Source organism: Sedimentimonas flavescens, assembly GCF_025154035.1.
Lineage (GTDB): Bacteria > Pseudomonadota > Alphaproteobacteria > Rhodobacterales > Rhodobacteraceae > Rhodobacter > Rhodobacter flavescens.
The window spans coordinates 231,835-256,296 of record NZ_JAOALJ010000001.1 but is presented as its reverse complement, the minus strand read 5'-3'; the positions used below and the strand labels follow the sequence as shown (position 1 = coordinate 256,296).

Below are 24,462 nucleotides of genomic sequence, written 5' to 3'. Positions count from 1 at the left end.
ATGGCGGCAGGCGGGTCGCGTTTTCTCAAGGAGCCGTTCGAGGTTCACGAGCAGCGCTTCGAGGCGACCGAGCGGATCATGGAGTTGCAGTTCACCCAGGTGGACAGACGGCTGGAGCGTATCGAGGCGATGATCGAGGGGTTGGAGAGGCGGCTGTGGATGACGGTTTACGGGGTCGTGGCCGTGATCCTGACGCAGGCGGTGCAGGGCGTTCTGGAATATGCCCCGAAATAGGGAAGTGCACATGAAGACAAGTGATTATGGCCTTGAGTTGAAGTTCTCTCAGGCGGGTGAGGCGGTGCAGGTTACCGATGGTACGGTGATCGAGGGCTATGCCTCGCTTTACGGCGTTCCCGATCAGGGCGGCGATGTCGTGCAGCCCGGCGCCTATGCCCGAAGCCTTGAGCGGCTGCGGGCGCGTGGTGGCTCGGTCAAGATGCTCTGGCAGCACGATCCCGCACAGCCGATCGGCGTGTGGGACGAGATCCGCGAGGACGCGCGTGGGCTTTATGTCAAAGGGCGGCTCTTGCTGGATGTGGAGCGCGCGCGCGAGGCAGCGGCGCTGATTGGTGCGGGGGCGATCGACGGTCTGTCGATCGGCTATCGCACGGTCAGCGCCCAGAAAGACGCAAAGGGCCAGCGGCTGCTTGCGGAACTGGAGCTTTGGGAGGTCTCGCTGGTGACCTTCCCGATGCTTCGCGAAGCGCGGGTTGCGGCGAAGGGCGACAGCCCCGACCCCGAGACCTGGCGCGAGATGGTCGAAGCGCTGAACGGCGCTGCGGCGGAACTGGCCCGGCGATAAGCCCGGCTCATACCCATGGAGATCGAGTGACGATGAAGACCGAGTGCAAGGCTCGGGCCGGGACGGGTCTGTCCGACGGCCCCGCCCCGGCGACCGAGGTGAAGACCGCGCTGGCCGGTTTCCTGAAAGAGATCAAAAGCTTTCAGGATGAAGTGAAGACGAAGATGCAACAACAAGATGAGCGTTTGACCATGCTGCAGACCAAGACTTTCGCCGGGCGTCCCGCCCTTTCTGTCGCCGCCACCGAAGAGGCGCCGCATCAGAAGGCCTTCGCGGCCTATCTGCGCTCGGGCGATGATGATGCGCTGCGTGGCCTTGCGCTGGAAGGCAAGGCGCTGAACACCTCGGTTTCGGCTGAGGGCGGTTACCTCGTGGACCCGCAGACCTCCGAGACGATCCGCGGTGTGCTAAAGGCCACCGCCTCGATCCGTCAGATCGCGAATGTGGTTAATGTCGAGGCGACCTCGTTCGACGTGCTGGTCGATCATACCGAGATGGGCTCGGGTTGGGCGACCGAGACCGCGACGCTGACCGAGACGGGCACGCCGCAGATCGACCGGATCTCGATCCCGCTGCATGAGCTGTCGGCGATGCCGAAGGCCTCGCAGCGACTGCTCGACGACAGTGCCTTTGACATCGAAAGCTGGCTGGCGGGGCGCATCGCGGACAAGTTCGCCCGCGCCGAGGCGGCAGCTTTCGTCAATGGCAACGGTGTGGACAAGCCGACGGGCTTCCTCAACCATGCGTCGGTCGCGAATGACGCTTGGGCCTGGGGTTCGCTTGGCTATGTGGCGACCGGCGCCGATGGCGACTTCGCCGCGCTGAACGCCTCGGACGCGATCGTGGACCTCGTCTATGCGCTCGACGCCGAATACCGCGCCAATGCGACCTTCGTGATGAACTCGAAAACCGCCGGTGCGGTGCGCAAGATGAAGGACGCCGATGGCCGCTTCCTGTGGTCGGACGGTCTGCAGGCGGGCGAGCCGGCGCGCCTCATGGGTTATCCGGTGCTGATCGCCGAGGACATGCCGGACATCGCCTCGGGTGCTCAAGCAATTGCCTTCGGCGACTTCAAGAACGGCTACACCATCGCCGAGCGCCCCGATCTGCGCGTTCTACGCGATCCCTTCTCGGCCAAGCCGCATGTGCTGTTCTACGCCTCGAAGCGTGTCGGCGGCGACGTGAGCGACTTCGCGGCGATCAAGCTGCTGAAATTCGCGGCCTCGTAAGGGGCGCGAAGCGGGGTGCGCGGGAGACCGGGCACCCCTGAGCCGAGAAACCGGCTTCGGGCGGGCGCGGGTTTGACCGTCGTCGCCTAGCTGCTCCCTCCGTCCGAGCGGCGGCGGGAGGGCCTGCGTCCGATCCCCGTGGCCGCGCGCCGCGGGGCCCCATGCGACTTTCGGAGTATTTTCATGATGTTGAAAGAAGTGACGGTGGTGGCCGCGGCGGCACTGCCTATGGCTGCGTTTCGCGACCATCTACAACTGGGGAGCGGGTTCGCCGATCTCGGGGCGGAGGATGCCGCGCTGGAGGCCTATCTGCGCGCTGCCATCGCGGCGATCGAAGGGCGGATCGCGAAGGCGCTTCTGACCCGCGATTTTGTGCTGACGCTCTCGGACTGGCGGGATGGCATCAGCCAGCCGCTGCCCGTCGCGCCGGTTGGGGCGCTGCATTCGGTGCAGATGATCGACGCCACAGGTGCCATTGCCGAGGTTTCCGCAGCGTGCCGCCTTGTCCCCGATATGGGGCGTCCGCGGCTTGAGGCTGTCTCGGGCAGCCTGCCGCCGATCCCACGTGGGGGCGTGGTCGAGATCCGTTTTGCTGCAGGGTTTGGCGCGGAGTGGAATGAGCTTCCGGCCGATCTGGCGCAGGCGGTCATGCTGCTCGCCGCGCAATATTTTGAGCGTCGTCACGACGCGGGTGCGGGGCAGGACGCGATGCCGTTTGGTGTCGCTTCGTTGATCGAGCGCTGGCGCACCGTGAGGGTTCTGGGAGGGCGCGCATGACCCCGTTTCTCAATCGCAAGCTGGTTCTGGAAGAGGCGCAGCGTAGCCCGGATGGCGGCGGTGGTCATCGCCTTGACTGGGTGCGCCTTGGCGATCTCTGGGCGCAGGTGACGGCTGGAACGGGCAATGAGCGCTCCGGCGAGGCGGTCACACTGGCCTCGGTGCCCTATCGGATCGTGGTGCGCGCGGCCCCGGTGACCAGTCCACGCCGCCCGCGCCCCGATCAGCGGTTTCGCGAGGGCGCGCGGGTGTTTCGTATCCTGTCCGTGGCCGATGCCGACCCTTCGCAACGCTATCTGGTCTGTTTCGCTCGCGAGGAGGTGGTCGCATGAGCTACGCGGTTTCCGCAGCGCTTCAGGCGGCAGTCTATCAGCACCTGCTGGCCGATCCCGGCGTGTCGGCCCTAGTCGGCGGTGCGGTCTATGACGCTGTGCCACCCGGCGAAGCGCCGATGACCTATGTCACGCTTGGCCCCGAGGATGTGCAGGATGCCTCGGACATGACCGGCGCGGGCGCCACGCATGATTTTGTCGTGTCGGTCGTGACCGGCGAGGCCGGGTTTCATGGAGCCAAGGAGATCGCGGCGGCGATCTCGGACGCGCTGAGCGATGCGGCGCTGGTTCTTGAGCGCGGCGCGCTGGTGGCCTTGTGGTTCGTCCGGGCCAAAGCCCGGCGCGTCGAGAAGGGTAACACGCGGCGCATCGATCTGACCTTCCGCGCGCGGGTCGAGGGCTGAGGCCCGCCGTCCCGCTTTCGGATTTGCCCCGACCGGGCAGAAATATTCACGTTATCTAGGAGACTTCGGCCATGGTGGCGCAGAACGGCAAGGACCTTCTGATCAAGCTTGACCTCAACGGAGGCGGGCAATTCGAGACCATCGCGGGGCTGCGCGCCACGCGCATCAGCTTCAATGCGGAAACGGTGGATGTGACCTCGCTGGAAAGCCAGGGCGGCTGGCGCGAATTGCTGGGCGGGGCAGGGGTGCGATCGGCCTCGATCTCTGGCTCGGGCGTGTTCAAGGATGCGGCGACTGATGAGCGCGCGCGGCAGATCTTTTTCGACGGCGAGGTGCCGGATTTCCAGGTCATCATCCCGGATTTCGGCATCGTGCAGGGGCCGTTCATGATCACCTCGGTGGAATACGCGGGCGCGCATAACGGTGAGGCCAGCTACGAGATGAGCATGGCCTCGGCCGGCGTGCTTAGCTTCACGGCACTCTGAGGTAGCGATGATTAACCCTTGGGCGGGAGAGGTCGAGGTCACGCTCGACGGTGAGCGGCATGTGGCGAAGCTGACGCTTGGCACATTGGCCGAGTTGGAGGCCGAACTGGGGGAGGGCAGCCTGCTCGACTTGGTTCGGCGCTTCGAGAGCGGTGCTTTCTCGACGCGCGACGTTCTTGCCCTGCTGGTCGCGGGGCTGCGAGGCGGCGGCTGGCGCGGCCGCGCCGAGGATCTGCGCGCGGTGGATATCGCGGGCGGCCCGATCGAGGCCGCCCGCATTGCCGCGCAACTGCTGGCCCGCGCCTTCACGGTGCCGGGTAGCGCATGAGCGGGCTTGATTGGCCCGGTCTGATGCGGGTCGGCATGCGGGGGCTTGGCTTGCGACCGCAGGAGTTCTGGGCGCTGACCCCCGCGGAATTGGCGTTGATGCTCGGGGAGACCTCTGGGTCGCCGCCACTGACCCGCGCGTGTCTTGATGAACTGGTGGCGCGGTGGCCCGACAAGGCCGCCGCGGGCGACAGGAAAGGAACAGGCGATGGTTGAAGTCGATGGGTTGGATGGGCTGAGCGTGCAGGCCGCCCTGCTGGAGCGCAATCTTGCAGGCGCCGAGGCGATTGCCGGGGCGTTCAACGACGAGTTGGGGCGAATGCGCGAGGGAATGCTGTTTACCGGGCGCGAGGTGAACTCGCTGACCAACAGCATCGGGCGCGGGCTGCGCCGGGCGTTCGATGGGCTCATTTTCGACGGGATGAAACTTTCGGATGCGCTGCGCTCGGTCGCGCAGACCATGGCAGACAGCGTCTATTCGCTGGCGATGCGACCGGTGCAAAACGCGCTTGGCGGCGCGATCGCGCAGGGGATGAGCAGCGCGCTCGGCGGACTCATGCCGTTTGCTCAGGGCGGGGCATTCAGCCAGGGGCGCGTCATGCCCTTTGCCAAGGGCGGTGTGGTGAGTTCGCCGGTCGCGTTTCCGATGCGCGGTGCGACGGGTCTGATGGGTGAGGCCGGACCCGAGGCGATCATGCCGCTGACCCGAGGCGCCGATGGTCGCCTGGGCGTGCAGTCAAGCGGGGGCGGGCGCGCCATCAACGTGGTGATGAACGTCTCGACACCCGATGTCGGCGGTTTTGCCCGCAGTCAGGCGCAGATTGCCGCGCAGATCAACCGCGCCCTCGCGCGCGGGCATCGTAACAGCTGAGGAAGACTACGATGGCTTTTCACGAAGTCCGGTTTCCGGCAAATCTGAGTTTCGGCTCTGTTGGTGGCCCCGAGCGGCGGACCGAGATTGTCACGCTGACCAACGGCTATGAAGAGCGCAACACGCCCTGGGCGCATTCGCGGCGGCATTACGATGCGGGCGTCGGGTTGCGATCGCTTGATGATGTCGAGCGGCTGATCGCGTTCTTCGAGGCCCGCCAAGGGCAGATGCATGCGTTTCGTTGGAAGGACTGGGCGGATTTCAAGTCTTGCCCGGCATCGCGAAGCCCCGGCTTCGAGGATCAGCTGATCGGGATTGGCGATGGTCAGGCGACCCGTTTTCAACTCTGTAAGACCTATGCTTCCGGCGAGGCGAGTTACGTCCGTCCCATTGCAAAGCCCGTGCAGGGCACGGTTGTGGTCGGCGTTCAGGGTGATCAGCAGGTGGAGACGGTCCACTTCTCGGTCGGCCTTGAGGATGGGTGGATCACGTTCTTGGATGCGCCGGCAGAGGGCGCGCGGATCACGGCGGGGTTTGAGTTTGACGTGCCTGTCCGCTTTGACACCGACCGCATTCAGGTTTCGGTGCAGTCGTTCCAGGCGGGTGACTTGCCGCAGGTTCCCGTGGTGGAGGTGCGCCTCAGATGAGCAACGTCAATGAGTTGAACAATCACCTCGCCTCTGGCTGCACGACGGTTGCCCGTGCCTGGGCCGTCGAGCGGACGGATGGCTTGGTGCTCGGTTTTACCGATCACGACCGGGCTCTGCACTTCGATGGGATCGAGTTCAAACCCGAAAGCGGGATGACCGCCAAGGCGGTCGTGCAAAGCACGGGGCTGTCGGTGGATAACTCCGAAAGCTATGGCGCACTAAGCTCGGATGCGATCACGGAGGAGGACATTCTAGCCGGGCGTTACGACCGTGCTCAGGTGCGCGTCTGGATTGTGAACTGGGCTGCGCCGGACCAGCGGCAGATGATCTTCCGCGGTCATATCGGTGAGATTTCCCGCTCTTCGGGCGGGTTCACCGCCGAGTTGCGCGGCCTCTCTGAGGCGCTCGGGCAGGAATATGGGCGCATCTACCATCCGCGCTGCTCAGCGGTCCTGGGAGATCGGTCCTGTCGTTTCGATCTGGAGCGCGAGGGATATGTGGTTGAACTGACCGTCGAGACTGTCGAAGGCGATGCGAGGTTTCGTTTCTCGCAGCTATCGGGGTATCAGGCGCGCTGGTTCGAAAAGGGGTGTCTTCGTGTTCTGAGCGGAAAGGCCGAAGGGCTGTTCGGCGTGATCAAGAACGACCGCATACTGGCGAGCGGAGAGCGGTCCGTTGAACTTTGGCAGCGGATCGGTGCCGCGATCCGCCCTGGGGACATGGTGCGCCTGGAGGCCGGTTGTGACCGGCGCGCGGAGACCTGTCGCTTGAAGTTCAATAACTTACTGAATTTTCGCGGCTTTCCGCATATTCCGGGCGAGGATTGGCTTATGAGCTATCCTGTTCGCGGCGGTGCAAACGACGGTGGTAGCCTGTTCAGATGACCGAGGTCCGAATTGGTGTGAAGCGCGACATGGCGTTGCAATGCGCGCGTGAATGGATCGGGACGCCGTATCAGCATCAGGCCTCTGTCAAAGGCGCGGGCACGGATTGTCTGGGGTTGCTGCGCGGGATCTGGCGCGCGCTCTACGGATGTGAACCCGAGGCGATCCCGGCCTATACGCCGGATTGGTCCGAACCATCGCGCGACGAGCGCATCCTGATCTCGGCGCGAACGCACATGATCGAGGGGCACGGGGCGATGGTTCCGGGGCAGGTGCTGGTCTTTCGGATGCGCGACGGCGCGGTTGCCAAGCACGTTGGCCTAATGAGCGCTGGCCGCGAGCGCGCGGCGTTCATTCACGCCTACACCGGGCATGGCGTCATCGAGAGCCCGTTTTCGACACCATGGCGTCGCCGTGTGGTCGCACATTTTGACTTTCCTTGAGGAGCCGACGATATGGCTACGATTTTGCTTTCCGCAGCCGGGGCTGCGATCGGTGGTGCTTTTGGGGGAGCCGTCCTAGGCCTTTCCGGGGCGGTGATCGGTCGCGCGATCGGTGCAACGCTCGGCCGGGCGGTGGACCAGCGTCTGCTCGGGGTCGGTTCGCAGGCCGTCGAGATGGGCAAGGTTGATCGGCTCCGGCTGACCAGCGCAAGCGAGGGCGAAGCGGTCGGCAAGCTTTGGGGACGTATGCGTGTCTCGGGTCAGGTGATCTGGGCCACGCGCTTTTTCGAGACCAAGAAAGTCAAGAAAAGCGGGAAGGGTGGCCCGCGGGTTACCACGACGACCTATAGCTATTCGGTCAGCGTTGCTCTTGCGATCTGCGAGGGCGAGATCCTGCGCATTGGTCGGGTTTGGGCAGACGGTGCCGAGATCGACAAGGCGGCGCTGAACATGCGGGTTTATAGCGGCTCGGAAAGCCAGTTGCCGGATCCCAAGATTGCCGCGGTGGAGGGCGCTGATGTTGCGCCCGCGTATCGCGGCATCGCCTATGTCGTGTTCGAGGATCTGGCGCTTGCAGAGTATGGCAATCGCATTCCGCAGTTCTCGTTTGAGGTTGTGCGTCCCGCGCAAGGGCCGCAGATTGACGACCTGCCCGATCTGGTGCGCAGTGTGAATGCTGTTGCGCTGATCCCAGGCACCGGTGAATACGCTTTGGCGACCCAGCCCGCATATTTCATCACCCGCTCGAAAGGGAAGAAAAGAACCACGGTTGCGAACCAGAACGCTTCTGACAGCAAGACAGATTTCGCGTTGGCGCTTGAGGCGCTTGATGAAGAGCTGCCCGAATGCGCGGCGGTCTCTCTTTTCGTGAGCTGGTTTGGCGACGATCTGCGGTGCGGCGCATGCAAGCTCCAGCCCAAGGTCGAGAAGGCCGTCGGTGATGCGAAGGGAATGCCTTGGCGCGTCTCGGGGGTGACGCGTTACGAGGCTGCGCGGGTTCCGTTACTGGACGGAAAGCCGGTCTATGGCGGCACTCCGAACGATGCTTCGGTGATTGAGGCGATCACAGCACTGCGGGCGGCAGGAAAGTCGGTGACATTCTATCCGTTCATCCTGATGGATCAGTTGGCGGATAACGGCTTGTCGGACCCGTGGTCTGATGCGGAGGATCAACAGGTATTGCCCTGGCGTGGCCGAGTGACATTGGCTGAGGCGCCGGGCCGCCCGGGATCGGCGGATCGGTCGGCAGAAGCCCAAGCGCAGGTTCGCGCGTTCTTCGGGAATGCGGCGATCAATCACTTCGTGATCGAAAGCCAGGAAGTCTCGTACACAGGCCAGGATGAGTGGTCGATGCGCCGCTTCATCCTGCACTACGCGCATCTTTGTGCCGCGGCGGGCGGTGTCGATGCGTTCTGTATCGGCTCGGAAATGGTCGCGCTGACCCAGATCCGTGGCGCGGGCGACAGCTTTCCCGCCGTTGAGGAACTGAGGCGCCTCGCGGCCGATGTGCGCGAAATATTGGGGCCGGATTGCAAGATTGGTTACGCGGCCGACTGGTCCGAATACTGGGGATATCAGCCCGGCGACGACTCGCGTTACTTCCATCTCGATCCGCTCTGGGCCGACGACAATATCGATTTCATCGGGATCGATAACTACATGCCTGTCTCGGACTGGCGCGATGGCGACAATCATGCCGATCAGGCTTGGGGGTCGATCTATAATGTCGACTATCTCCAAGCGAATATCGAAGGCGGGGAGGGGTTCGATTGGTTTTACGAGAGCGACTCTGATCGCGAGCGGCAAATCCGGACTCCGATCCGCGATGGCGCGCATGGCGAGGATTGGATCTGGCGCTACAAGGATATCCGCGCGTGGTGGGAAAACCCGCACCACGAACGCATTAGCGGCGTTCGCGCGGCCGAGCAGACGGACTGGGTGCCACGTTCGAAACCGATCTGGTTTACCGAACTCGGCTGCGCGGCTGTAAACAAGGCGACAAACCAGCCTAACAAGTTCGTGGACCCCAAGAGCTCGGAGAGTGGTCTTCCCTATTTCTCGGACGGTCGGCGCGATGAGTTCATTCAGATGCAGTATCTGCGCGCGGTGCTCGATTATTGGAAGAACCCGGACAAGAACCCCGTATCCGAGGTCTTTGGCGGGCCGATGGTCGATACATCGCGTGCGCATGTCTGGGCCTGGGATGCGCGCCCCTATCCGCAGTTTCCGTCCAATCTTTCACTTTGGGCGGATGGTGCGAACTATGCGAGGGGGCACTGGATCTCCGGCCGATCTTCGGCGCAGCCGCTGGCGAATGTCGTTGCGGAGGTTTGTAGCGATGCCGGGGTGCGTGAGATCGACACCTCCGGGCTTTACGGGGTTGTGCGGGGTTATGTGACCTCGGGCGGTGTCACCGGGCGTGGTGCGCTGCAGGGCCTTGGCTTGGCCTACGGCTTTGACGCGGTAGAACGTGATGGCAAGCTGGCGTTCGTGATGCGGGATGGCAAGGCAAGCGCGGTGTTGAGCGAGGGTGATCTGGTTGAATCGGCAGATCATGGCTGCGTCGAGGCCACGCGTGCGCCGGAGGCGGAACTCGCTGGCCGCATCCGGTTAACTTATGTCGAGGCGGATGGAGATTTCGAAGTTCGCGCCGTCGAGGCGGTGTTCCCCGATGAACGCGCGGGGGCAGCCTCCGTTACCGAGTTACCGATCGCACTGTCGCGTTCTCAGGCTGTGGGCGTGTCGGAGCGCTGGCTTTCCGAAGCACGGGTGGCACGGGATGGCGTGCGGCTGGCGGTGGCGCCCTCGCGCAATGACCTGAAGACGGGAGACGTTTTCGATTTGCTCCAAGATGGTGAATCGCGCCTCTATCGCGCGGACCGGATTGAACGCGCCGAGGCGCTGCAGATCGAGGCAACGCGCATCGAGGCCTCGGTCTACTTGCCGTCGGATGAGGTGGAGGAGAATACGACGCTCAAGCCCTTCGCGGCTTTGACTCCCGCGACGGCAGTGTTCCTCGATCTGCCTTTGCTGACCGGGCAGGAAAACCCCTACGCTCCGCATCTCGCTGTGTCTGCCGAGCCTTGGCCGGGTGAGGTTGCGGTCTATTCCGCAAGCGACGACTATGGATACGGCTTGAACATGCTGGTTGAGGGCCACGCGGCTATTGGCGAAACGCTTTCGCCGCTTGCGGCTGCGCAACCCGGCGTCTGGGATCGAGGAGCACCACTGCGCATTGCCCTTGCTTCGGGTGAGTTGGAATCCGCCGACGTCGCGCGGGTCTTCAACGGAGCCAACCTGATTGCCATTGGCGATGGTTCGTCCACGAATTGGGAGTTGTTCCAGTTCGCGCAGGCGACGCTTGTCGAGACCGATGTCTGGGAAGTCAGTCTGCGTCTGCGTGGCCAGCTTGGTACGGATACGAATATGCGGGAAGTTTGGCCGGTCGGCAGCACGGTTGTCCTGATCGACGAGGCACCCAAGCAGATCGAAGCCCTTGCCTCGGCCCGAAATCTGGCGCGTCACTATCGGATTGGCCCTGCAAGCAGACCCTATGATGACCCCTCTTACGAGCATGTTGTTGAGGCATTCCTGGGTATTGGTCTGAGACCGCTCAGCCCAGTGCATCTCAAGTCCAATCGAACGGCGAGTGGCATTACGTTCGAATGGACCCGCCGTACCCGGATTGATGGTGATAGTTGGGAAGGGGTCGATGTCCCGCTTGGCGAAAGCATCGAGCAATATCGTGTCCGAGTGCTCGTGAACGGCGCCAACCGTCGAGAAGATGTCACCGCCGCCCCGATGTGGACCTATTCGGAGACGATGCGGGAAAGTGATGGGATCTCAGATGATTTCGAGATACACGTCGCCCAGATTTCCGAGGTATTCGGGGCCGGATCCTGGGCGAAGTTGTCGGTGTCTGTGGGGTGAGCAGAAGACCTAACGCGCCGATTGCGGGCTTTTATCTCTCACAGACTTCCCCTATTCCGCAATCAGCCTATGTGATAGGCTCGTTACAGGAAGAAGGAGCCTCAAAATGGCTGAAACACGCGCGAAATTCGCAACGGTCGATCCGGTCTGGTCGCGTATTTGCGATGAGGCGCGTGCGGCCGTTCAGGACGAGCCGCTGCTCGGGGCTCTGATCCACGCGGGCCTTTTGCATCATTCGACAATGGAGCGGGCTCTGGCCTATCGGTTTTCGCTCAAGCTCGCTTCGGGCGAAATGAGCGAACAGATCTTGCGTGAGATCGCGGATGAGGCCTATGGCGAGGATGCTGACTTGGGCCAGTCGGCCCGCGCCGACCTTGTTGCCGTGTTCGACCGAGATCCCGCCTGCCATCGCTTCTTGCAGCCGATGCTCTTTTTCAAAGGGTATCAAGCGCTTCAGTCTTATCGCATTGCGCATTGGCTGTGGCGTCAGGGGCGTCGCGATATGGCCTATTTCGTGCAGATGCGAACCTCCGAGATCTTTGGCGTCGATATTCATCCCGCAGCCCGGATCGGGAAGGGCGTGATGATCGACCACGCGCACTCGATCGTCATCGGTGAGACTGCGGTCGTGGGCGACAACGTGTCGATGCTGCATTCGGTGACCCTTGGCGGGACCGGCAAGGAAGAGGAAGACCGTCATCCCAAGATCGGCGATGGCGTGCTTATTGGCGCAGGTGCGAAGGTTTTGGGGAACATAAAGGTCGGGGCAAACAGCCGCATTGCCGCAGGTTCGGTGGTGCTGGAGGAAGTGCCCTGCTGCAAAACCGTCGCCGGTGTGCCCGCGAGGATCGTGGGCGAGGCGGGCTGCGATCAGCCATCGGTCAAGATGGATCACCGTCTGAAAGACTGCGAAGACTAATTCAAAAGGCCGGAGCATCGCTCCGGCCCTTTTTGTTTTCTGGCTCAGGCGAGCATCGCAACGGGGTTCTCGAGGTTCTCGACAATCGCCGACAGCAGTTGCGCACCAAGAGCACCGTCGATCACGCGGTGGTCGACAGACAGCGTCATCGACATCATCGTCGCGACTTCGATCTCGCCCGCAGCGTTGACGATCGGCTTCTTTACACCGGTCCCGACTGCAAGGATCGCGCCATGCGGAGGATTGATCACGGCGTCGAAGTTTTCGATGCCGAACATCCCCAGGTTCGAGATCGCAAAGCTGCCGCCCTGATACTCATGCGGAGCGAGCTTGCGGTCACGGGCGCGCTTGGCAAGATCCTTCATCTCGGAAGAAAGCTTGGAGAGCGACTTGCCTTCTGCATCCTGAAGAACCGGCGTGAACAGCCCGCCTTCGATCGCAACGGCTACGGCCACATCCGAAGCTTTCATCTTCAGCACACGATCACCCGCCCAGACAGCATTCGCGTCCGGCACGGCCTGAAGCGCAAGCGCGCAGGCCTTGATGATGAAGTCGTTGACCGACAGCTTCACGCCACGGCTTTCCAGCTTGCGGTTCAGATCGCCACGGAACGCCATCAGCGCATCCAGCCGAACTTCGCGACGCAGATAGAAGTGCGGAATGGTCTGCTTGGCCTCGGTCAGGCGCGCCGCGATGGTCTTGCGCATCCCGTCGAGCGACACTTCCGTGTAGCTGCGACCGTCATAGAGTTTGGTGATGGCCGAGGCCGACACTGCGGGCGCAGCCGGAGCAGCAGCGGCAGCGGCGGGGGCAGGTGCAGCCGGGGCTGCAGCGGCCTTCGGCGCGACACTCGCACCCTCCACATCCGCCTTGACGATCCGGCCGTGCGGGCCAGTGCCTTTGACGGTCGCCAGATCAAGGCCCTTCTCCGCGGCGATGCGACGGGCAAGGGGCGAGGCGAACACGCGCTGGCCATCGGCCTTCGGCGCTGCCGGGGCAGGGGCCGGCGCAGCGGCGACCGCCGCAGGAGCCGTGGCGGCGGCCGGAGCCGCAGCTGCTTCCGGCGCGGGGGCCGCAGCCGCAGGGGCGGCGGCGGTGGCATCTTCGCCTTCCTCGACGAGGATAGCGATGGGCGTGTTCACCTTCACGCCGGCGGTGCCCGCCGCGATCAGGATCTTGCCGACGATACCTTCGTCCACGGCCTCGAATTCCATCGTGGCCTTGTCGGTTTCGATCTCGGCCATGATGTCGCCGGCCGAGACGGTATCACCCTCTTTCACCAGCCATTTCGCGAGCGTCCCTTCCTCCATCGTCGGGGACAGTGCGGGCATCAGGATTTCGGTTGCCATTGTTCTTCCCCCTCAGCGATAGGTGACCTGTTTCACGGCGGCGACGATTTCGTCGGGCGTGATCAGGGCCAGTTTTTCAAGGTTGGCAGCATAGGGCATCGGAACGTCCTTGCCCGTGCAATTGATGACCGGAGCGTCGAGGAAATCGAACGCGCGCTCCATGATCGTGGCGCTCAGGTGGTTGCCGATCGAGGCTACAGGCCAACCCTCTTCCACGGTAACGCAGCGGTTGGTCTTCATGACCGAGGCAAGTACGGTGTCATAGTCGATCGGGCGCAGCGTGCGCAGGTCGATCACCTCTGCCGAGATGCCCATCTCCGCCAGCTTGTCCGCCGCTTCAAGCGTATGCGCCATACCGATCCCGAACGAAACCAGCGTCACATCGGTGCCTTCGCGCCAGATGCGGGCCTTACCGAACGGAATGGTGAAGTCGTCCAGCACCGGAACCTCGAACGAGCGGCCGTAGAGGATCTCGTTTTCGAGGAAGATGACCGGGTTCGGGTCGCGGATCGCCTGCTTGAGCAGACCTTTCGCGTCCGATGCCGAGTAAGGCATCACAACCTTGAGGCCGGGGATTTGCGCATACCACGCCGCGAAGTCCTGCGAGTGCTGCGCGCCGACCCGAGCCGCCGCGCCGTTGGCGCCACGGAACACGATTGGACAGCCCATCTGCCCGCCCGACATATACAGCGTCTTGGCGGCCGAGTTGATAATGTGGTCAACGGCTTGCAGGGCAAAGTTGAACGTCATGAACTCGACGATCGGGCGCAGGCCACCGAAGGCCGAGCCGACCGCGATGCCGGTAAAGCCATACTCGGTGATCGGCGTGTCGATCACACGCTTGGCGCCGAACTCGTCCAGCAGACCCTGGCTGATCTTATAGGCGCCCTGGTATTCGCCGACTTCTTCACCCATCAGGTAAACCGTCGGATCGGCGCGCATTTCCTCGGCCATGGCCTCGCGCAGTGCTTCGCGCACGGTCATCGTCTTCATCGGCGTGCCTTCCGGCCAGTCCGGCGAGGCTTTCGAGACGACCTCTACCGGGGCTGCCGCCACGGCAGCAACCGGAGCGGCCGCATCCGCGACCGGCGCGGCGGCGGGGGCCGCGGCTGCGGCAGGGGCCGCATCGGCGCTTTCGCCTTCTTCGACCAGGATGGCGATCGGCGTATTGACCTTCACGCCGGCCGTGCCTTCGGCCACGAGGATCTTACCGACGATACCTTCATCGACGGCTTCGAACTCCATCGTCGCCTTGTCGGTCTCGATCTCGGCGATGATCTGGCCGGATTTGACCTCGTCGCCTTCCTTGACCAGCCATTTCGCAAGCGTCCCTTCCTCCATCGTGGGGGAGAGCGCGGGCATCAGAATTTCGGTTGCCATGATATCACTCCCTCACGCGTAGATGTCGGTCCAAAGCTCCTCGAGCGCGGGCTCAGGGCTTTCTTTCGAGAATTCGGCGGCTTCGTTGACGATGACCTTGATTTCCTTGTCGATCGCCTTGAGGTCGTCGTCGGTCGCATGTCCACCGCTGAGAAGCAGATCGCGCACGTGCTCAATGGCATCGCGCTCTTCGCGGATCTTCTGCACTTCCTCGCGCGAGCGGTATTTCGCCGGGTCCGACATCGAGTGACCGCGGTAACGGTAGGTCTTGACCTCGAGGATGTAGGGGCCTTCGCCCGAGCGGCAGTGCGCGATGGCCTTCTCGCTCGCGGCTTTCACCGCCAGAACGTCCATGCCGTCCACCGGTTCGCCGGGGATGCCGAAGGCCTGGCCGCGGGTGTACAGTTCCGGCGTCGAGGTCGAGCGACGCTGTGCGGTGCCCATGGCGTATTGGTTGTTCTCGATCACGAAGATCACGGGCAGCTTCCAGAGCGCCGCCATGTTGAACGTCTCGTAGATCTGGCCCTGGTTGGCCGCGCCGTCGCCGAAGTAGGCAAAGGTCACGCCGCCATTTTCCAGGTATTTGTCGGCAAAGGCGAGGCCTGCGCCAAGCGGCACCTGCGCGCCGACGATGCCGTGGCCGCCGTAGAAATGCTTCTCTTTCGAGAACATGTGCATCGAGCCGCCCTTGCCGCGCGACAGGCCGCCCTCGCGGCCGGTCAGTTCGGCCATCACGCCCTTGGGGTCGAGCCCGCAAGCGAGCATGTGCCCGTGGTCGCGATATGAGGTGATGCGCTTGTCGCCCTCGCGGGTCGCAGCCTCCAGGCCCACGACAACCGCTTCCTGGCCGATATAGAGGTGGCAGAAGCCGCCGATCAGACCCATCCCATAAAGCTGGCCCGCCTTCTCCTCGAAGCGGCGGATCAGTAGCATTTCACGGTAGTACTTGAGCAGTTCGTCCTTCGAGACGTTGGCGCCGGGGGCGCTTTTCGTCTCGGGATTCTTGCGTGTTGCCATCGGGCACCCTCCCCCAGAACAGAATAGTTCAACGTTAAACTAGTTTCTAGCGTAGCTTGAATCGAAACGCAACGCTTGTGTGGGCTGAATGTGACCCAAGGGCAATTTTATGCGGAAAAACGCCGAAAGCCCCGCTGACGGGGTGTTTCAAAGCGATTTGAGGTGGCTTAGCGGATGACGATCTCGTCCGTGCGGATGGTGCCAAGCACCTCGCGCGCGCGTTCATCCAGCAAATCGAGGTCCAGATACTCGTCTGACAGGCGCTTGGTTAAGTTCGCCATGCGCTGCACTTCGGCGCGCAGGATGTCGCGCTCGGCGCTTCGGTCGGCGATCTCCGATTCCAGTTGCACGCGGCGAAACACCCCACTGGGCCCCTGCACGGCGGCAAAGGTGAAATAGGCCCCGAGCACGAAGCAGATCGAGAAGAAGATCAGAGGGCCGATGGCCCGGCGCTTTTGCATGATGGGTGCTCTGCCTGTTGTGCCTCTTGTCGGGCGTGGGATGAAGGATGCCATATCCACTTTGGCTTGTGAATCCCTTGGCGATGCTTTCAGAAGAAAAATCGCGCGAGACACGCGGGCAGGGGGCTGGAATGAAAACAGGGGCCCGAAGGCCCCTGTGTTCTGTCTTTGGTCGGCCGATCAGCCGGCGATCGAGGCTGCGTAGATCGAGTCAATCGCACCGCCCAACATGGCGTCGAACTCTGCGTCGGTCTGCTGAGCGCTCAGCCCTTCGGTCAGCGCGCGCGAGAACGAGGCGATCATGCCGGTGTTCTGCGCCAGCATCGCGTTCGCGTCGTCGCGCGAGTAGCCGCCCGACAGCGCCACGACCTTGAGCACGCGCGGGTGATCGACCAGCGGCTTGTAGAAGTTCGGCACGCTCGGCAGCGACAGTTTCAGCATGACCTGCTTGCCCTCGGGCAGAGCGTCCAGTTGCGCAAGGATTTCGGCGCGCAGGATTTCTTCGGCCTCGGCCTTGTCGGCGATCGTGATGGTCACTTCCGGCTCGATGATCGGCATCAGGCCATGGGCGATGACCTGGTTGCCCAGTTCGAACTGCTGCGCGACGACAGCCTTGATGCCCTCGGCATTGGCGGCCGAAATGACCGAACGCTCCTTGGTGCCGAAGATGCCTGCCTTGACCGCGCGGGCCAGCAGATCATCCAGACCCGGGATCGGCTTGAGCATCTGGCAGCCGTTCACCTCGGTCTCAAGACCCTTGTCGATCTTGAGGAAGGGCACAACGCCGCGCTTTTCCCACAGGTAGGTGGCGGTCGGGATGCCGTCGACGGCGCGGTCCATGGTCTGTTCGAACAGGATGGCGCCGACGACCTTCTCGCCGGTGAAGGCGGGCGATTTGATGATCCGGGCGCGCATCGCGTGGATCAGGTCGAACATCTCGGTCTCGTTCGAATAGGCGTCCTCGTTCACGCCATAAAGACGCAGCGCCTTGGGCGTGGACCCGCCCGACTGGTCGAGCGCGGCGATGAAGCCCGCCCCCTTCTTCATCTGTTCGGTCTGCTTGGCGTTCGACATGATGCTCCCCGGGACTGTCTGGGTGAAAGGTGATGGGCGCGGGTGCCCCTGTGGCTGCGATACCGCCTTGCTGGCGCGCGCGCAATTCTGAGAACGCTAACACGCGGGCGGGAAAGAAAAGGCGACCCGAAGGCCGCCTTGGGTTCAGTTCATCAGTGCCGCGACGCCGGGCAGTTCCTTGCCTTCCATCCACTCAAGGAAGGCGCCGCCCGCGGTCGAGATATAGCTGAAATCGCCCGCGACCCCCGCCTTGTTGAGCGCGGCAACCGTATCGCCACCACCGGCAACCGAAATCAGGCTACCGGCCTTGGTCAGGCGCGCGGCGGTCTGTGCCGCGGCATTGGTTGCCGTATCGAAGGGCGCGATCTCGAAGGCGCCGAGCGGGCCGTTCCAGATCAGCGTGTTCGAGGCTTCAAAAACGCGGCCGATCATGTCGACTGCTTTAGGCCCCGCATCGAGGATCATCGCATCCGCGGGGCAGGCATTGGCTGCGACGGTCTCATTCTCGGCCCCGGCCTTGAACTCGCGGGCGACAACGACATCCTCGGGTAGGACGATCCGGCAACCGGCGCTTGCGGCCTTTTCCATGATGTCGCGCGCGGTTTTGGCCATCTCGTGCTCGGCGAGCGATTTGCCAACGTCGATTCCCTTGGCGACCAGGAAGGTGTTGGCCATGCCGCCACCGATCACCAGGTTGTCCACCTTGGCCACAAGGTTCGAGAGCAGCTCGATCTTGGTCGAAACCTTGGCGCCGCCCACAACCGCCGTCACCGGGCGGGTCGGGTTGCCAAGGGCAGCCTCGAGCGCCTTGAGCTCAGCCTCCATCAGGCGACCAGCCGCCGAGGGCAGGATATGCGCCACGCCCTCGGTCGAGCTATGCGCCCGGTGCGCGGCCGAGAAGGCGTCATTCACGTAGACCTCGCCCAGGGCTGCCATACCCGCCGACAGCTCGGGGTCGTTCTTTTCTTCGCCCGCGTGGAAGCGGGTGTTTTCGAGCAGCAGAACCTCGCCTGCGGCAAGCGCGGCGACGGCCTTCTTGGCCGGGCCACCCACGCAATCCTCGGCGAAGTTCACCTTGCAGCCCAGCTTCTCGGCCAGAACCGGAACCAGCGGGCGCAGGCTCATCTCGGGGACGACCTTGCCCTTGGGGCGGCCGAAATGCGCCAGCAGGACCGGCTTGCCACCTTTGGCCATGATGTCCTTGATCGTCGGCACGATCTTCTCAATCCGCGTCGCATCGGTGACGACACCGTTCTCAACCGGCACGTTGATATCCACACGCACCAAGACCACCTTGCTCGCAAGACCCATCTCGTCGAGCGTTTTCCAAGCCATTCTCGTCACTCCCGATTTTGCGCGCGGCGGGCTCTGGCCCCTCTCGCGCGGTTCACGCAAACTTGCCCCGATGTGCAGGCATCGTCAACGCCATGCGGCGCTTTCGCCTTCCGAATCCCGCGCCGCTTCCTTACAGTCGCCCCAAATTTCGAGGAGGACCATTCATGGCCGAGATCAAAGACCCCGAGAACACCATCATCATCGAGCTGAAGGACGGCCCCGTCGTCATCGAACTGCTCAGCGACATTGCTCCGCAGCACAGCGCGCGGATGAAGCAACTGGCCCGTGACGGCGCCTATGACAACGTGGCGTTCCACCGCGTGATCGACGGCTTCATGGCGCAGACCGGCGATGTCGAGAACGCCAACATGGAGAAAGACTACAACCCCCGCCGCGCTGGCACGGGCGGTTCGCAGTACCCCGACCTTCCGGCCGAATTCTCGCGCATTCCGCATGATCGCGGCACCCTTGGTGCGGCGCGCTCGTCGAATCCGAACTCGGCGAATTCGCAGTTCTTCATCAATTTCAACGACAACCACTTCCTGAATGGTCAGTACACGGTCTATGGCCGCGTGATCTCGGGGATGGAAAACGTGGACAAGATCGTCCGCGGCGAGCCGCCGGCGAACCCCGACCGCATGATCTCGGTCAAGGTGGCTGCCGATGCGTAAGATCCTGCTTGCGACGGCGCTGGCCTTCGCGGCCACCGGCGCTTGGGCCGAGGGCTCGGGCGTGCCGGATACGGACGGCCCGAACCTGACGCTGGAGATCGGTGGCTCGGTCAGCGGCAATGTGGTCATCGACCTGCTGCCCGACGTGGCCCCCAAGCATGTCGAGCAGATCGTCGCGCTGGCCAAGGAAGGCGCCTATGACGACGTGATCTTCCATCGCGTGATCGAGGGCTTCATGGCGCAGACCGGCGACGTGCAGTTCGGCAAGCGCGGCGGCGATACCCGTATGGCGGGCGTAGGCGGGTCCGAGCGCCCGGACCTTCCGGCGGAGTTCTCGAACCGCTCGTTTACGCGCGGCATTGTGGGGATGGCCCGTTCGGCCGATCCGAACTCGGCCAATTCGCAGTTCTTCATCATGTTCCAGGCCTCGCCGCATCTTGATGGCCAGTACACGATCGTGGGGCATGTGGTCGAAGGTTTGGAGATCGTCGATCAGATCCAGAAGGGCGACATGCGCCAGAACGGGCTGGTAGATCAGCCCGACTACATCGTCCACGCCACGGTCGAATAAGACCCGCGCGGCAGAATCGAAAACGGGCGCCCGAAGATCGCGGCGCCCGTTTTCTTTTGTCTGTTGCGTCTTAGCTCAGCTGCACCAGCGCGTGGCGCTTCTTGCCCGCGCTAAGCTTCACCGGCTCGGCCAGATCGCCCGCGTGGAACATCCGCCCCGCATCGGCGCAGATGTCGTCGTCCACGCGCAGGCCACCCTCGGCGATCAGGCGCTTGCCGTCCTTGCCAGTCTTGGCCAGACCCGAGCGCACCACAAGCTGCGCAAGGCTGATGCCCTCGGCGACGTCCTCGGCGCTTAGGTGCAGGGTCGGCAGGTCATCGCCCACGCCGCCCTTTTCGAAGACCTCGCGCGCGGTGGCCTCGGCCGCCACGGCAGCCTCTTCGCCGTGCAGCAGCTTGGTGACCTCATTGGCCAGAATGATCTTGGCTTGGTTGATCTCGGAGCCTTCCAGCGAGCCAAGACGGTCGCACTCTTCCACCGGCAGATCGGTGTAGAGCTTGAGGAACCGGCCCACGTCCGCGTCGGTCGTGTTGCGCCAGAACTGCCAGAACTCGTAGGGGCTGAGCATCTCGCCGTTCAGCCAGATCGCTCCGCCCTGGCTTTTGCCCATCTTGCGCCCGTCCGAGGTGGTCAGCAGCGGCGTGGTCAGGCCGAAGATCTCGCGGTCGAGCACCCGGCGCGTCAGGTCGATGCCGTTGATGATGTTGCCCCACTGGTCCGAGCCGCCCATCTGCAGCAGGCAGCCGTAGCGGCGGTTCAGCTCCAGGAAGTCATAGGCCTGGAGGATCATGTAGTTGAACTCAAGGAAGCTCAGCGACTGCTCGCGGTCGAGGCGCGATTTCACGCTTTCGAACGACAGCATCCGGTTGACCGAGAAATGCCGACCGATGTCGCGCAGGAACTCGAGGTAATTCAAATCGTCCAGCCACTCGGCGTTGTTGCGCATCAGCGCGCCGTTGCCGTCCTCGCGGTAGTCGAGGTAGCGCGCAAAGACCCTCTGCATCCCGTCGATATTGGCGTCGATGGCCTCGGGGGTCAGCAGGGGGCGTTCCTCGCTGCGGAACGAGGGGTCGCCGACCTTGGTCGTGCCGCCGCCCATCAGCGTGATCGGCTTGTTGCCGGTCTTTTGGAACCAGCGCAGCAGCATGATGTTCAGCAGATGCCCGACATGCAGCGATGCCGCCGTCGCATCATAGCCGATATAGCAGGTGACCATCCCCTTGATGAGAGCTTCGTCCAGCTCTTGCAGATCGGTGCAATCCGCAAGGAATCCGCGCTCGATAATGATGCGCAGAAAATCCGATTTGGGATGGTAGGTCATCACACTTGTTCCTTTGCTAGCGCCATGCGTATATCGGGTGGGCAGCCGAAGGGGAAGCCATGTTGAAACCGGGTCCGGTCTGGGCGGTTGGGGCGATGTCGGGAACCTCGCTTGACGGCGTGGACGCGGCGCTGGTCCTGACAGATGGCGAGCGGATTCTGGACTTCGGCCGCACCGATTACCGCGCCTATTCCGATGAAGAACGCAGCGCCCTGCGCGCGGCTCTTGGCTGCTGGCCGGACGATCCGGGCGTGGATGAGGCCGCCGAGGTGGTCGAGACCGCCCATGCCGAGCTTCTCTCATCGCTGCTGGATGCTGCACTTGTAGGTTTTCACGGCCAAACGCTTGCGCATGATCCGGACGGGCGCATGGGGCCCCGGCGCACGCATCAGGCCGGCTCGGGCGAGGTTCTGGCTGAGGTTCTGGGCCGTCCTGTCGTCTGGGATTTTCGTTCGACGGATGTCGAGATGGGCGGGCAGGGCGCGCCGCTGGCGCCGTTCTTTCATTTTGCTTGTGCGAAATGGGCGGGGCTGAGTGCGCCGGTGGCTTTTCTCAACCTTGGCGGAGTGGGCAACGTGACCTGGGTCGATCCGCGCCAACCGGGCCCCGAGGCCGTGGGCGCGGTTCTCGCCTTCGACACCGGGCCCGCGAACGCACCGATCAACGACCTCGTGCGGGCGCGACTTGGCATGGATTGCGACGAGGGCGGCGCTTTGGCGACCTCGGGCACCGCCGATGAACAGATCGTCGAGCATTTCCTGTCGCATCGCTTCTTTCACCGCATTCCGCCGAAATCGCTGGACCGGAATGATTTTCACGATCTGCTGGAGGCGGTGCGAGATCTGAGCGACGCCGACGCAGCGGCAACGCTGACCGCCTGCGCCGCCGCCGCCGTCGCGCGCGGGTTTGAGCATTTTCCCGATTACCCGCGTGCGCTCTACGTCACCGGCGGCGGGCGGCTGAACGAGGCGCTGATGGTTGCTCTGACGCGTCGCCTCAACTGCCCTGTCGCGCCGATCGAGGATATCGGCCTTGATGGCGACATGCTTGAGGCGCAGGCATTCGCCTATCTTGCCGTCCGAGTGGCGCGGGGCTTGCCGACCTCGGGCCCGACGACGACGGGCGTTGCCGGTCTGATCGGCGGCGGGCGTATCAGCTACCCAGACTGAGCGCTGGCACCGGGGCAGGGCATCGCGATGCCGGAAGGGGGTGCAGCGCGACGCGCAGTCCGAACCACTCGTGTATCACCTGTGTGCAGCGCCAGCTGCCGATTTGCAGATCGGCCCCGCCCGGAGGCGGGTCAAACGTGCCCTCCTCGCCATTCACTAGGCGCCCGCGTACCTGATAGCCCGCTTGCCTTCGGCCCCAGAACAGATCTGCCGAGATAATCTCGGCCCATTCGGGTACGCGATTGAGCGTGCGATCGTTCGAGATCCGGGCGCTCATATTCGCCAGCCAGATCAGCATCAGGATCGCCAGAACGACAGTAAAACCCACGCCACGCAGCTTGCGCATCCGGGAATTCCCCTTGTGAATGTGCGCACAGTATCCTGCGTGGCGGCGAACGGAAGTGCCGCGGCAATCACATTTGACGTGAGCGGTAAGTTTGACTAGATCGAAGGGGCCTAGAAACGTGCGATCTGTCAGGTTACCCCGGTCATCGCGCCCCCTGTGCGAGAGCTAGTCGATTTTCGAACCCACGGCATCCTTTCCAACCGGGCACCGCCCTCCAGAGATCGAATGTCGATGAACAACCCTGACCCCAAGCGCGAGAAGCGCACAATCCTGCTCGCGCAGCTTTTCATTTCCTGCATGATGGCCTTCCTGATGACCTTCATCTTTTCGATCTTCGCGCAGGGTATGCCCGCCGGATGGTCGCTGCTTTGGCTGCACCATTTCTTCACCGCATGGCCGGTGGCTTTCGTCCTCTCGCTCGGTGTCGGGCCGATTGCCTTCCGCCTGGCCTATTGGTCGATGCATCGGTTAACCGGGCCGACTTGACGCCGGTCATGGCGGTCTAGGCGGATTAGGGGCATTCTTGGGCCGTGTCGCACAAGGAGGTGGCCATGTTCGATTCTGTCTCTCATGCGATGCCAAGGCCGCGCTTTTCGATGCGGGCGGCGGCGGTGTTCCTTGTCGGTCTCAACTTCCTGTTGATGCTGGTCTCGGGGCTGGTGGTGATGATCGCCCCCTCCGGGCGCGTCGCCGGACAGATCGAGTGGACGATGCTCGGCTTGGGTCGACCGCAATGGGAGTTGCTGCACCTCGCGGGTGGTTTTCTCTTCATTGGGGCTGCGGTCTGGCACATCTGGCTGCATTGGTCGGTGATCACCAACCTGCTTTGGTCCAGCGCGGCCAAGACGCTCTGCCACCGGCGCGAGTTCGCGCTGGCAGTTGGGTTGACGCTCTTCGTTATCGTCGTAGCCGTGCTTGGCCTGCCGCCCGCAAGCTGGCTTGAGCAGTTGCAATCGTGGTTCAAACGCGACTTCTGGTGATCAGCCGGGAAGGTCGAAATCTGGCGCTCGCAGGCTGCGGTCGCCGCCCGAGGGCGCACTCGCTCATACGCGGCGGCGTTCTTGCGCGGCGACGATTATCATGGCGATGATCGCGCCGAGTGCGTTGAACACCAGATCGAGCGCGGTGTTGAAGTAGCCGCCGACGCCCGTGTCTTTCACGATCACCACGGCGGTGAACTCGATGATCTCGTTCACCGCACCTAGGCCCATCGCGGCAAGCGCGGGGTAGGTATAGGCCGTCCAGGTGCCGCGCACATCTGGGAAGTGCCGCACGACAAGGTGCCACAGTAGCCACGCTGTCACGCCAAAGCCGAAGGCATGGACGACCTGATCGTATTTCAGGATCGTCATCTCGCCCTGGCCATCCGAGATGATCGGGATCAACTGCACCGCGTAGAGCACCTTGTCGCCCACCGGCACACCGCCCCCCGCCATATGCAGCAGGCCCCAGATCGCCAGCGCCCAGAGGATGGCGGGCGGGTATTCGGCCTTGCGCAGGCTGGAGCCGATCAGGCCGATCAGGATGGCCATGGTGATGATGTAAACGATGAACTCGGCATTGCCGATCATCAAGAACCAGGCCGAGAAGCCGATGCTGTAAAGCGCAACAAAGATCGCGACGGCCTTCTCGGCCGGTTTGATGTTCTTTGGAAAAACCATGGTGCTGCTCTCCCCTTCGTTTTCGGGCAGCATGGCAGGTTCGCGCCACTCGGA

29 protein-coding genes are annotated in these 24,462 nt (G+C 63.3%); 20 read left to right on the top strand and 9 right to left on the bottom strand.

Going from position 1 to position 24,462, the window contains the following annotated elements:
- From N3C64_RS01245 to cysE, 15 genes are all read left to right on the top strand, one after another.
- Positions 1 to 234 (top strand): GTA head formation protein, RCAP_rcc01685 family, encoded by a 234-nt coding sequence (locus N3C64_RS01245; RefSeq protein ID WP_218629186.1) that lies wholly within the window; start codon positions 1 to 3, stop codon positions 232 to 234.
- 10 nt (positions 235 to 244) lie between these two features.
- Positions 245 to 802: an HK97 family phage prohead protease gene (locus N3C64_RS01240; protein ID WP_218629185.1), complete on the top strand. Its 558-nt coding sequence runs from the start codon at positions 245 to 247 to the stop codon at positions 800 to 802.
- Positions 803 to 834: 32 nt separating this feature from the next.
- The gene (locus N3C64_RS01235) at positions 835 to 2,031 is read left to right on the top strand and encodes a phage major capsid protein (RefSeq protein ID WP_260011789.1); all 1,197 of its coding nucleotides are present in this window, start codon (positions 835 to 837) and stop codon (positions 2,029 to 2,031) included.
- Positions 2,032 to 2,214: 183 nt separating this feature from the next.
- On the top strand, positions 2,215 to 2,808 hold the full coding sequence (locus N3C64_RS01230) for a head-tail connector protein (protein ID WP_260010952.1): 594 nt from the start codon (positions 2,215 to 2,217) through the stop codon (positions 2,806 to 2,808).
- Positions 2,805 to 3,140, top strand: coding sequence for a head-tail adaptor protein (locus tag N3C64_RS01225; RefSeq protein WP_260010951.1), 336 nt, complete (start codon positions 2,805 to 2,807; stop codon positions 3,138 to 3,140). The genes N3C64_RS01230 and N3C64_RS01225 overlap by 4 nt, the downstream gene beginning before the upstream one ends.
- Positions 3,137 to 3,544, top strand: coding sequence for a DUF3168 domain-containing protein (locus tag N3C64_RS01220; protein WP_260010950.1), 408 nt, complete (start codon positions 3,137 to 3,139; stop codon positions 3,542 to 3,544). The genes N3C64_RS01225 and N3C64_RS01220 overlap by 4 nt, the downstream gene beginning before the upstream one ends.
- Positions 3,545 to 3,615: 71 nt before the next feature.
- Positions 3,616 to 4,029, top strand: a complete 414-nt coding sequence (locus N3C64_RS01215) for a phage major tail protein, TP901-1 family (RefSeq protein WP_260010949.1) — start codon at positions 3,616 to 3,618, stop codon at positions 4,027 to 4,029.
- Positions 4,030 to 4,036: 7 nt separating this feature from the next.
- On the top strand, positions 4,037 to 4,357 hold the full coding sequence (locus tag N3C64_RS01210; protein WP_260010942.1) for a gene transfer agent family protein: 321 nt from the start codon (positions 4,037 to 4,039) through the stop codon (positions 4,355 to 4,357).
- Positions 4,354 to 4,572, top strand: a complete 219-nt coding sequence (locus tag N3C64_RS01205; protein ID WP_260010940.1) for a rcc01693 family protein — start codon at positions 4,354 to 4,356, stop codon at positions 4,570 to 4,572. The genes N3C64_RS01210 and N3C64_RS01205 overlap by 4 nt, the downstream gene beginning before the upstream one ends.
- The gene (locus tag N3C64_RS01200; RefSeq protein WP_260010939.1) at positions 4,565 to 5,227 is read left to right on the top strand and encodes an RcGTA-type gene transfer agent tail tape measure protein; all 663 of its coding nucleotides are present in this window, start codon (positions 4,565 to 4,567) and stop codon (positions 5,225 to 5,227) included. Before N3C64_RS01205 ends, N3C64_RS01200 begins: the two co-directional genes overlap by 8 nt.
- Before the next feature lie 11 nt (positions 5,228 to 5,238).
- On the top strand, positions 5,239 to 5,874 hold the full coding sequence (locus N3C64_RS01195; protein ID WP_260010936.1) for a DUF2460 domain-containing protein: 636 nt from the start codon (positions 5,239 to 5,241) through the stop codon (positions 5,872 to 5,874).
- Positions 5,871 to 6,761, top strand: a complete 891-nt coding sequence (locus tag N3C64_RS01190; RefSeq protein ID WP_260010935.1) for a phage/gene transfer agent baseplate hub protein — start codon at positions 5,871 to 5,873, stop codon at positions 6,759 to 6,761. Before N3C64_RS01195 ends, N3C64_RS01190 begins: the two co-directional genes overlap by 4 nt.
- Positions 6,758 to 7,204 carry a C40 family peptidase gene (locus tag N3C64_RS01185; protein ID WP_260010934.1) on the top strand — a complete coding sequence of 149 codons (447 nt, stop codon included), beginning with the start codon at positions 6,758 to 6,760 and terminating at the stop codon, positions 7,202 to 7,204. Before N3C64_RS01190 ends, N3C64_RS01185 begins: the two co-directional genes overlap by 4 nt.
- 12 nt (positions 7,205 to 7,216) lie before the next feature.
- Positions 7,217 to 11,134 carry a baseplate multidomain protein megatron gene (locus tag N3C64_RS01180; protein ID WP_260010933.1) on the top strand — a complete coding sequence of 1,306 codons (3,918 nt, stop codon included), beginning with the start codon at positions 7,217 to 7,219 and terminating at the stop codon, positions 11,132 to 11,134.
- 106 nt (positions 11,135 to 11,240) lie between these two features.
- Positions 11,241 to 12,053: a serine O-acetyltransferase gene (gene cysE, locus N3C64_RS01175; protein ID WP_218629174.1), complete on the top strand. Its 813-nt coding sequence runs from the start codon at positions 11,241 to 11,243 to the stop codon at positions 12,051 to 12,053.
- A 44-nt stretch (positions 12,054 to 12,097) separates the two neighbouring features.
- On the opposite strand, the gene N3C64_RS01170 is transcribed toward cysE, so the two are convergent.
- The 6 genes from N3C64_RS01170 to N3C64_RS01145 all read right to left on the bottom strand — a co-directional run bounded on the left by N3C64_RS01170 (position 12,098) and on the right by N3C64_RS01145 (position 18,669).
- Positions 12,098 to 13,402, bottom strand: coding sequence for a pyruvate dehydrogenase complex dihydrolipoamide acetyltransferase (locus N3C64_RS01170; RefSeq protein ID WP_260010932.1), 1,305 nt, complete (start codon positions 13,400 to 13,402; stop codon positions 12,098 to 12,100).
- Positions 13,403 to 13,414: 12 nt separating this feature from the next.
- Positions 13,415 to 14,782 carry a pyruvate dehydrogenase complex E1 component subunit beta gene (locus N3C64_RS01165; protein WP_260010930.1) on the bottom strand — a complete coding sequence of 456 codons (1,368 nt, stop codon included), beginning with the start codon at positions 14,780 to 14,782 and terminating at the stop codon, positions 13,415 to 13,417.
- A gap of 12 nt (positions 14,783 to 14,794) precedes the next feature.
- Positions 14,795 to 15,799 carry a pyruvate dehydrogenase (acetyl-transferring) E1 component subunit alpha gene (gene pdhA / locus N3C64_RS01160; protein ID WP_218629171.1) on the bottom strand — a complete coding sequence of 335 codons (1,005 nt, stop codon included), beginning with the start codon at positions 15,797 to 15,799 and terminating at the stop codon, positions 14,795 to 14,797.
- Positions 15,800 to 15,966: 167 nt separating this feature from the next.
- The gene (locus N3C64_RS01155; RefSeq protein ID WP_218629170.1) at positions 15,967 to 16,260 is read right to left on the bottom strand and encodes an FtsB family cell division protein; all 294 of its coding nucleotides are present in this window, start codon (positions 16,258 to 16,260) and stop codon (positions 15,967 to 15,969) included.
- 180 nt (positions 16,261 to 16,440) lie between these two features.
- Positions 16,441 to 17,334, bottom strand: a complete 894-nt coding sequence (locus N3C64_RS01150) for a fructose bisphosphate aldolase (RefSeq protein ID WP_260010926.1) — start codon at positions 17,332 to 17,334, stop codon at positions 16,441 to 16,443.
- A 144-nt stretch (positions 17,335 to 17,478) separates the two neighbouring features.
- Positions 17,479 to 18,669 carry a phosphoglycerate kinase gene (locus tag N3C64_RS01145; RefSeq protein ID WP_218629168.1) on the bottom strand — a complete coding sequence of 397 codons (1,191 nt, stop codon included), beginning with the start codon at positions 18,667 to 18,669 and terminating at the stop codon, positions 17,479 to 17,481.
- 164 nt (positions 18,670 to 18,833) lie between these two features.
- Between N3C64_RS01145 and N3C64_RS01140 the strand changes: the two genes are divergently transcribed.
- Positions 18,834 to 19,340, top strand: coding sequence for a peptidylprolyl isomerase (locus N3C64_RS01140; RefSeq protein ID WP_218629167.1), 507 nt, complete (start codon positions 18,834 to 18,836; stop codon positions 19,338 to 19,340).
- The gene (locus N3C64_RS01135; protein WP_260010922.1) at positions 19,333 to 19,911 is read left to right on the top strand and encodes a peptidylprolyl isomerase; all 579 of its coding nucleotides are present in this window, start codon (positions 19,333 to 19,335) and stop codon (positions 19,909 to 19,911) included. Before N3C64_RS01140 ends, N3C64_RS01135 begins: the two co-directional genes overlap by 8 nt.
- A gap of 70 nt (positions 19,912 to 19,981) precedes the next feature.
- Here N3C64_RS01135 and tyrS read toward each other — a convergent pair whose 3' ends face one another.
- Positions 19,982 to 21,232: a tyrosine--tRNA ligase gene (tyrS, locus tag N3C64_RS01130; protein ID WP_218629165.1), complete on the bottom strand. Its 1,251-nt coding sequence runs from the start codon at positions 21,230 to 21,232 to the stop codon at positions 19,982 to 19,984.
- A 59-nt stretch (positions 21,233 to 21,291) separates the two neighbouring features.
- Here tyrS and N3C64_RS01125 point away from each other — a divergent pair, with 59 nt between their 5' ends.
- Positions 21,292 to 22,401 (top strand): anhydro-N-acetylmuramic acid kinase, encoded by a 1,110-nt coding sequence (locus N3C64_RS01125; RefSeq protein ID WP_260010919.1) that lies wholly within the window; start codon positions 21,292 to 21,294, stop codon positions 22,399 to 22,401.
- On the opposite strand, the gene N3C64_RS01120 is transcribed toward N3C64_RS01125, so the two are convergent.
- Entirely contained in the window at positions 22,385 to 22,747 is a 363-nt protein-coding gene (locus N3C64_RS01120; RefSeq protein WP_260010918.1) for a hypothetical protein, read from the bottom strand. The two genes, N3C64_RS01125 and N3C64_RS01120, sit on opposite strands and share 17 nt — an antisense overlap.
- A gap of 225 nt (positions 22,748 to 22,972) precedes the next feature.
- Between N3C64_RS01120 and N3C64_RS01115 the strand changes: the two genes are divergently transcribed.
- Entirely contained in the window at positions 22,973 to 23,233 is a 261-nt protein-coding gene (locus tag N3C64_RS01115) for a DUF2798 domain-containing protein (RefSeq protein ID WP_260010917.1), read from the top strand.
- A gap of 65 nt (positions 23,234 to 23,298) precedes the next feature.
- Positions 23,299 to 23,727 carry a DUF4405 domain-containing protein gene (locus N3C64_RS01110; RefSeq protein ID WP_236021060.1) on the top strand — a complete coding sequence of 143 codons (429 nt, stop codon included), beginning with the start codon at positions 23,299 to 23,301 and terminating at the stop codon, positions 23,725 to 23,727.
- Positions 23,728 to 23,790: 63 nt separating this feature from the next.
- Here the strand turns inward: N3C64_RS01110 and N3C64_RS01105 are convergent, their stop codons facing one another.
- Complete coding sequence (locus N3C64_RS01105) at positions 23,791 to 24,408, bottom strand: DUF2238 domain-containing protein (RefSeq protein ID WP_260010914.1); 618 nt, start codon at positions 24,406 to 24,408, stop codon at positions 23,791 to 23,793.
- Between the last annotated feature and the right edge of the window lie 54 nt (positions 24,409 to 24,462).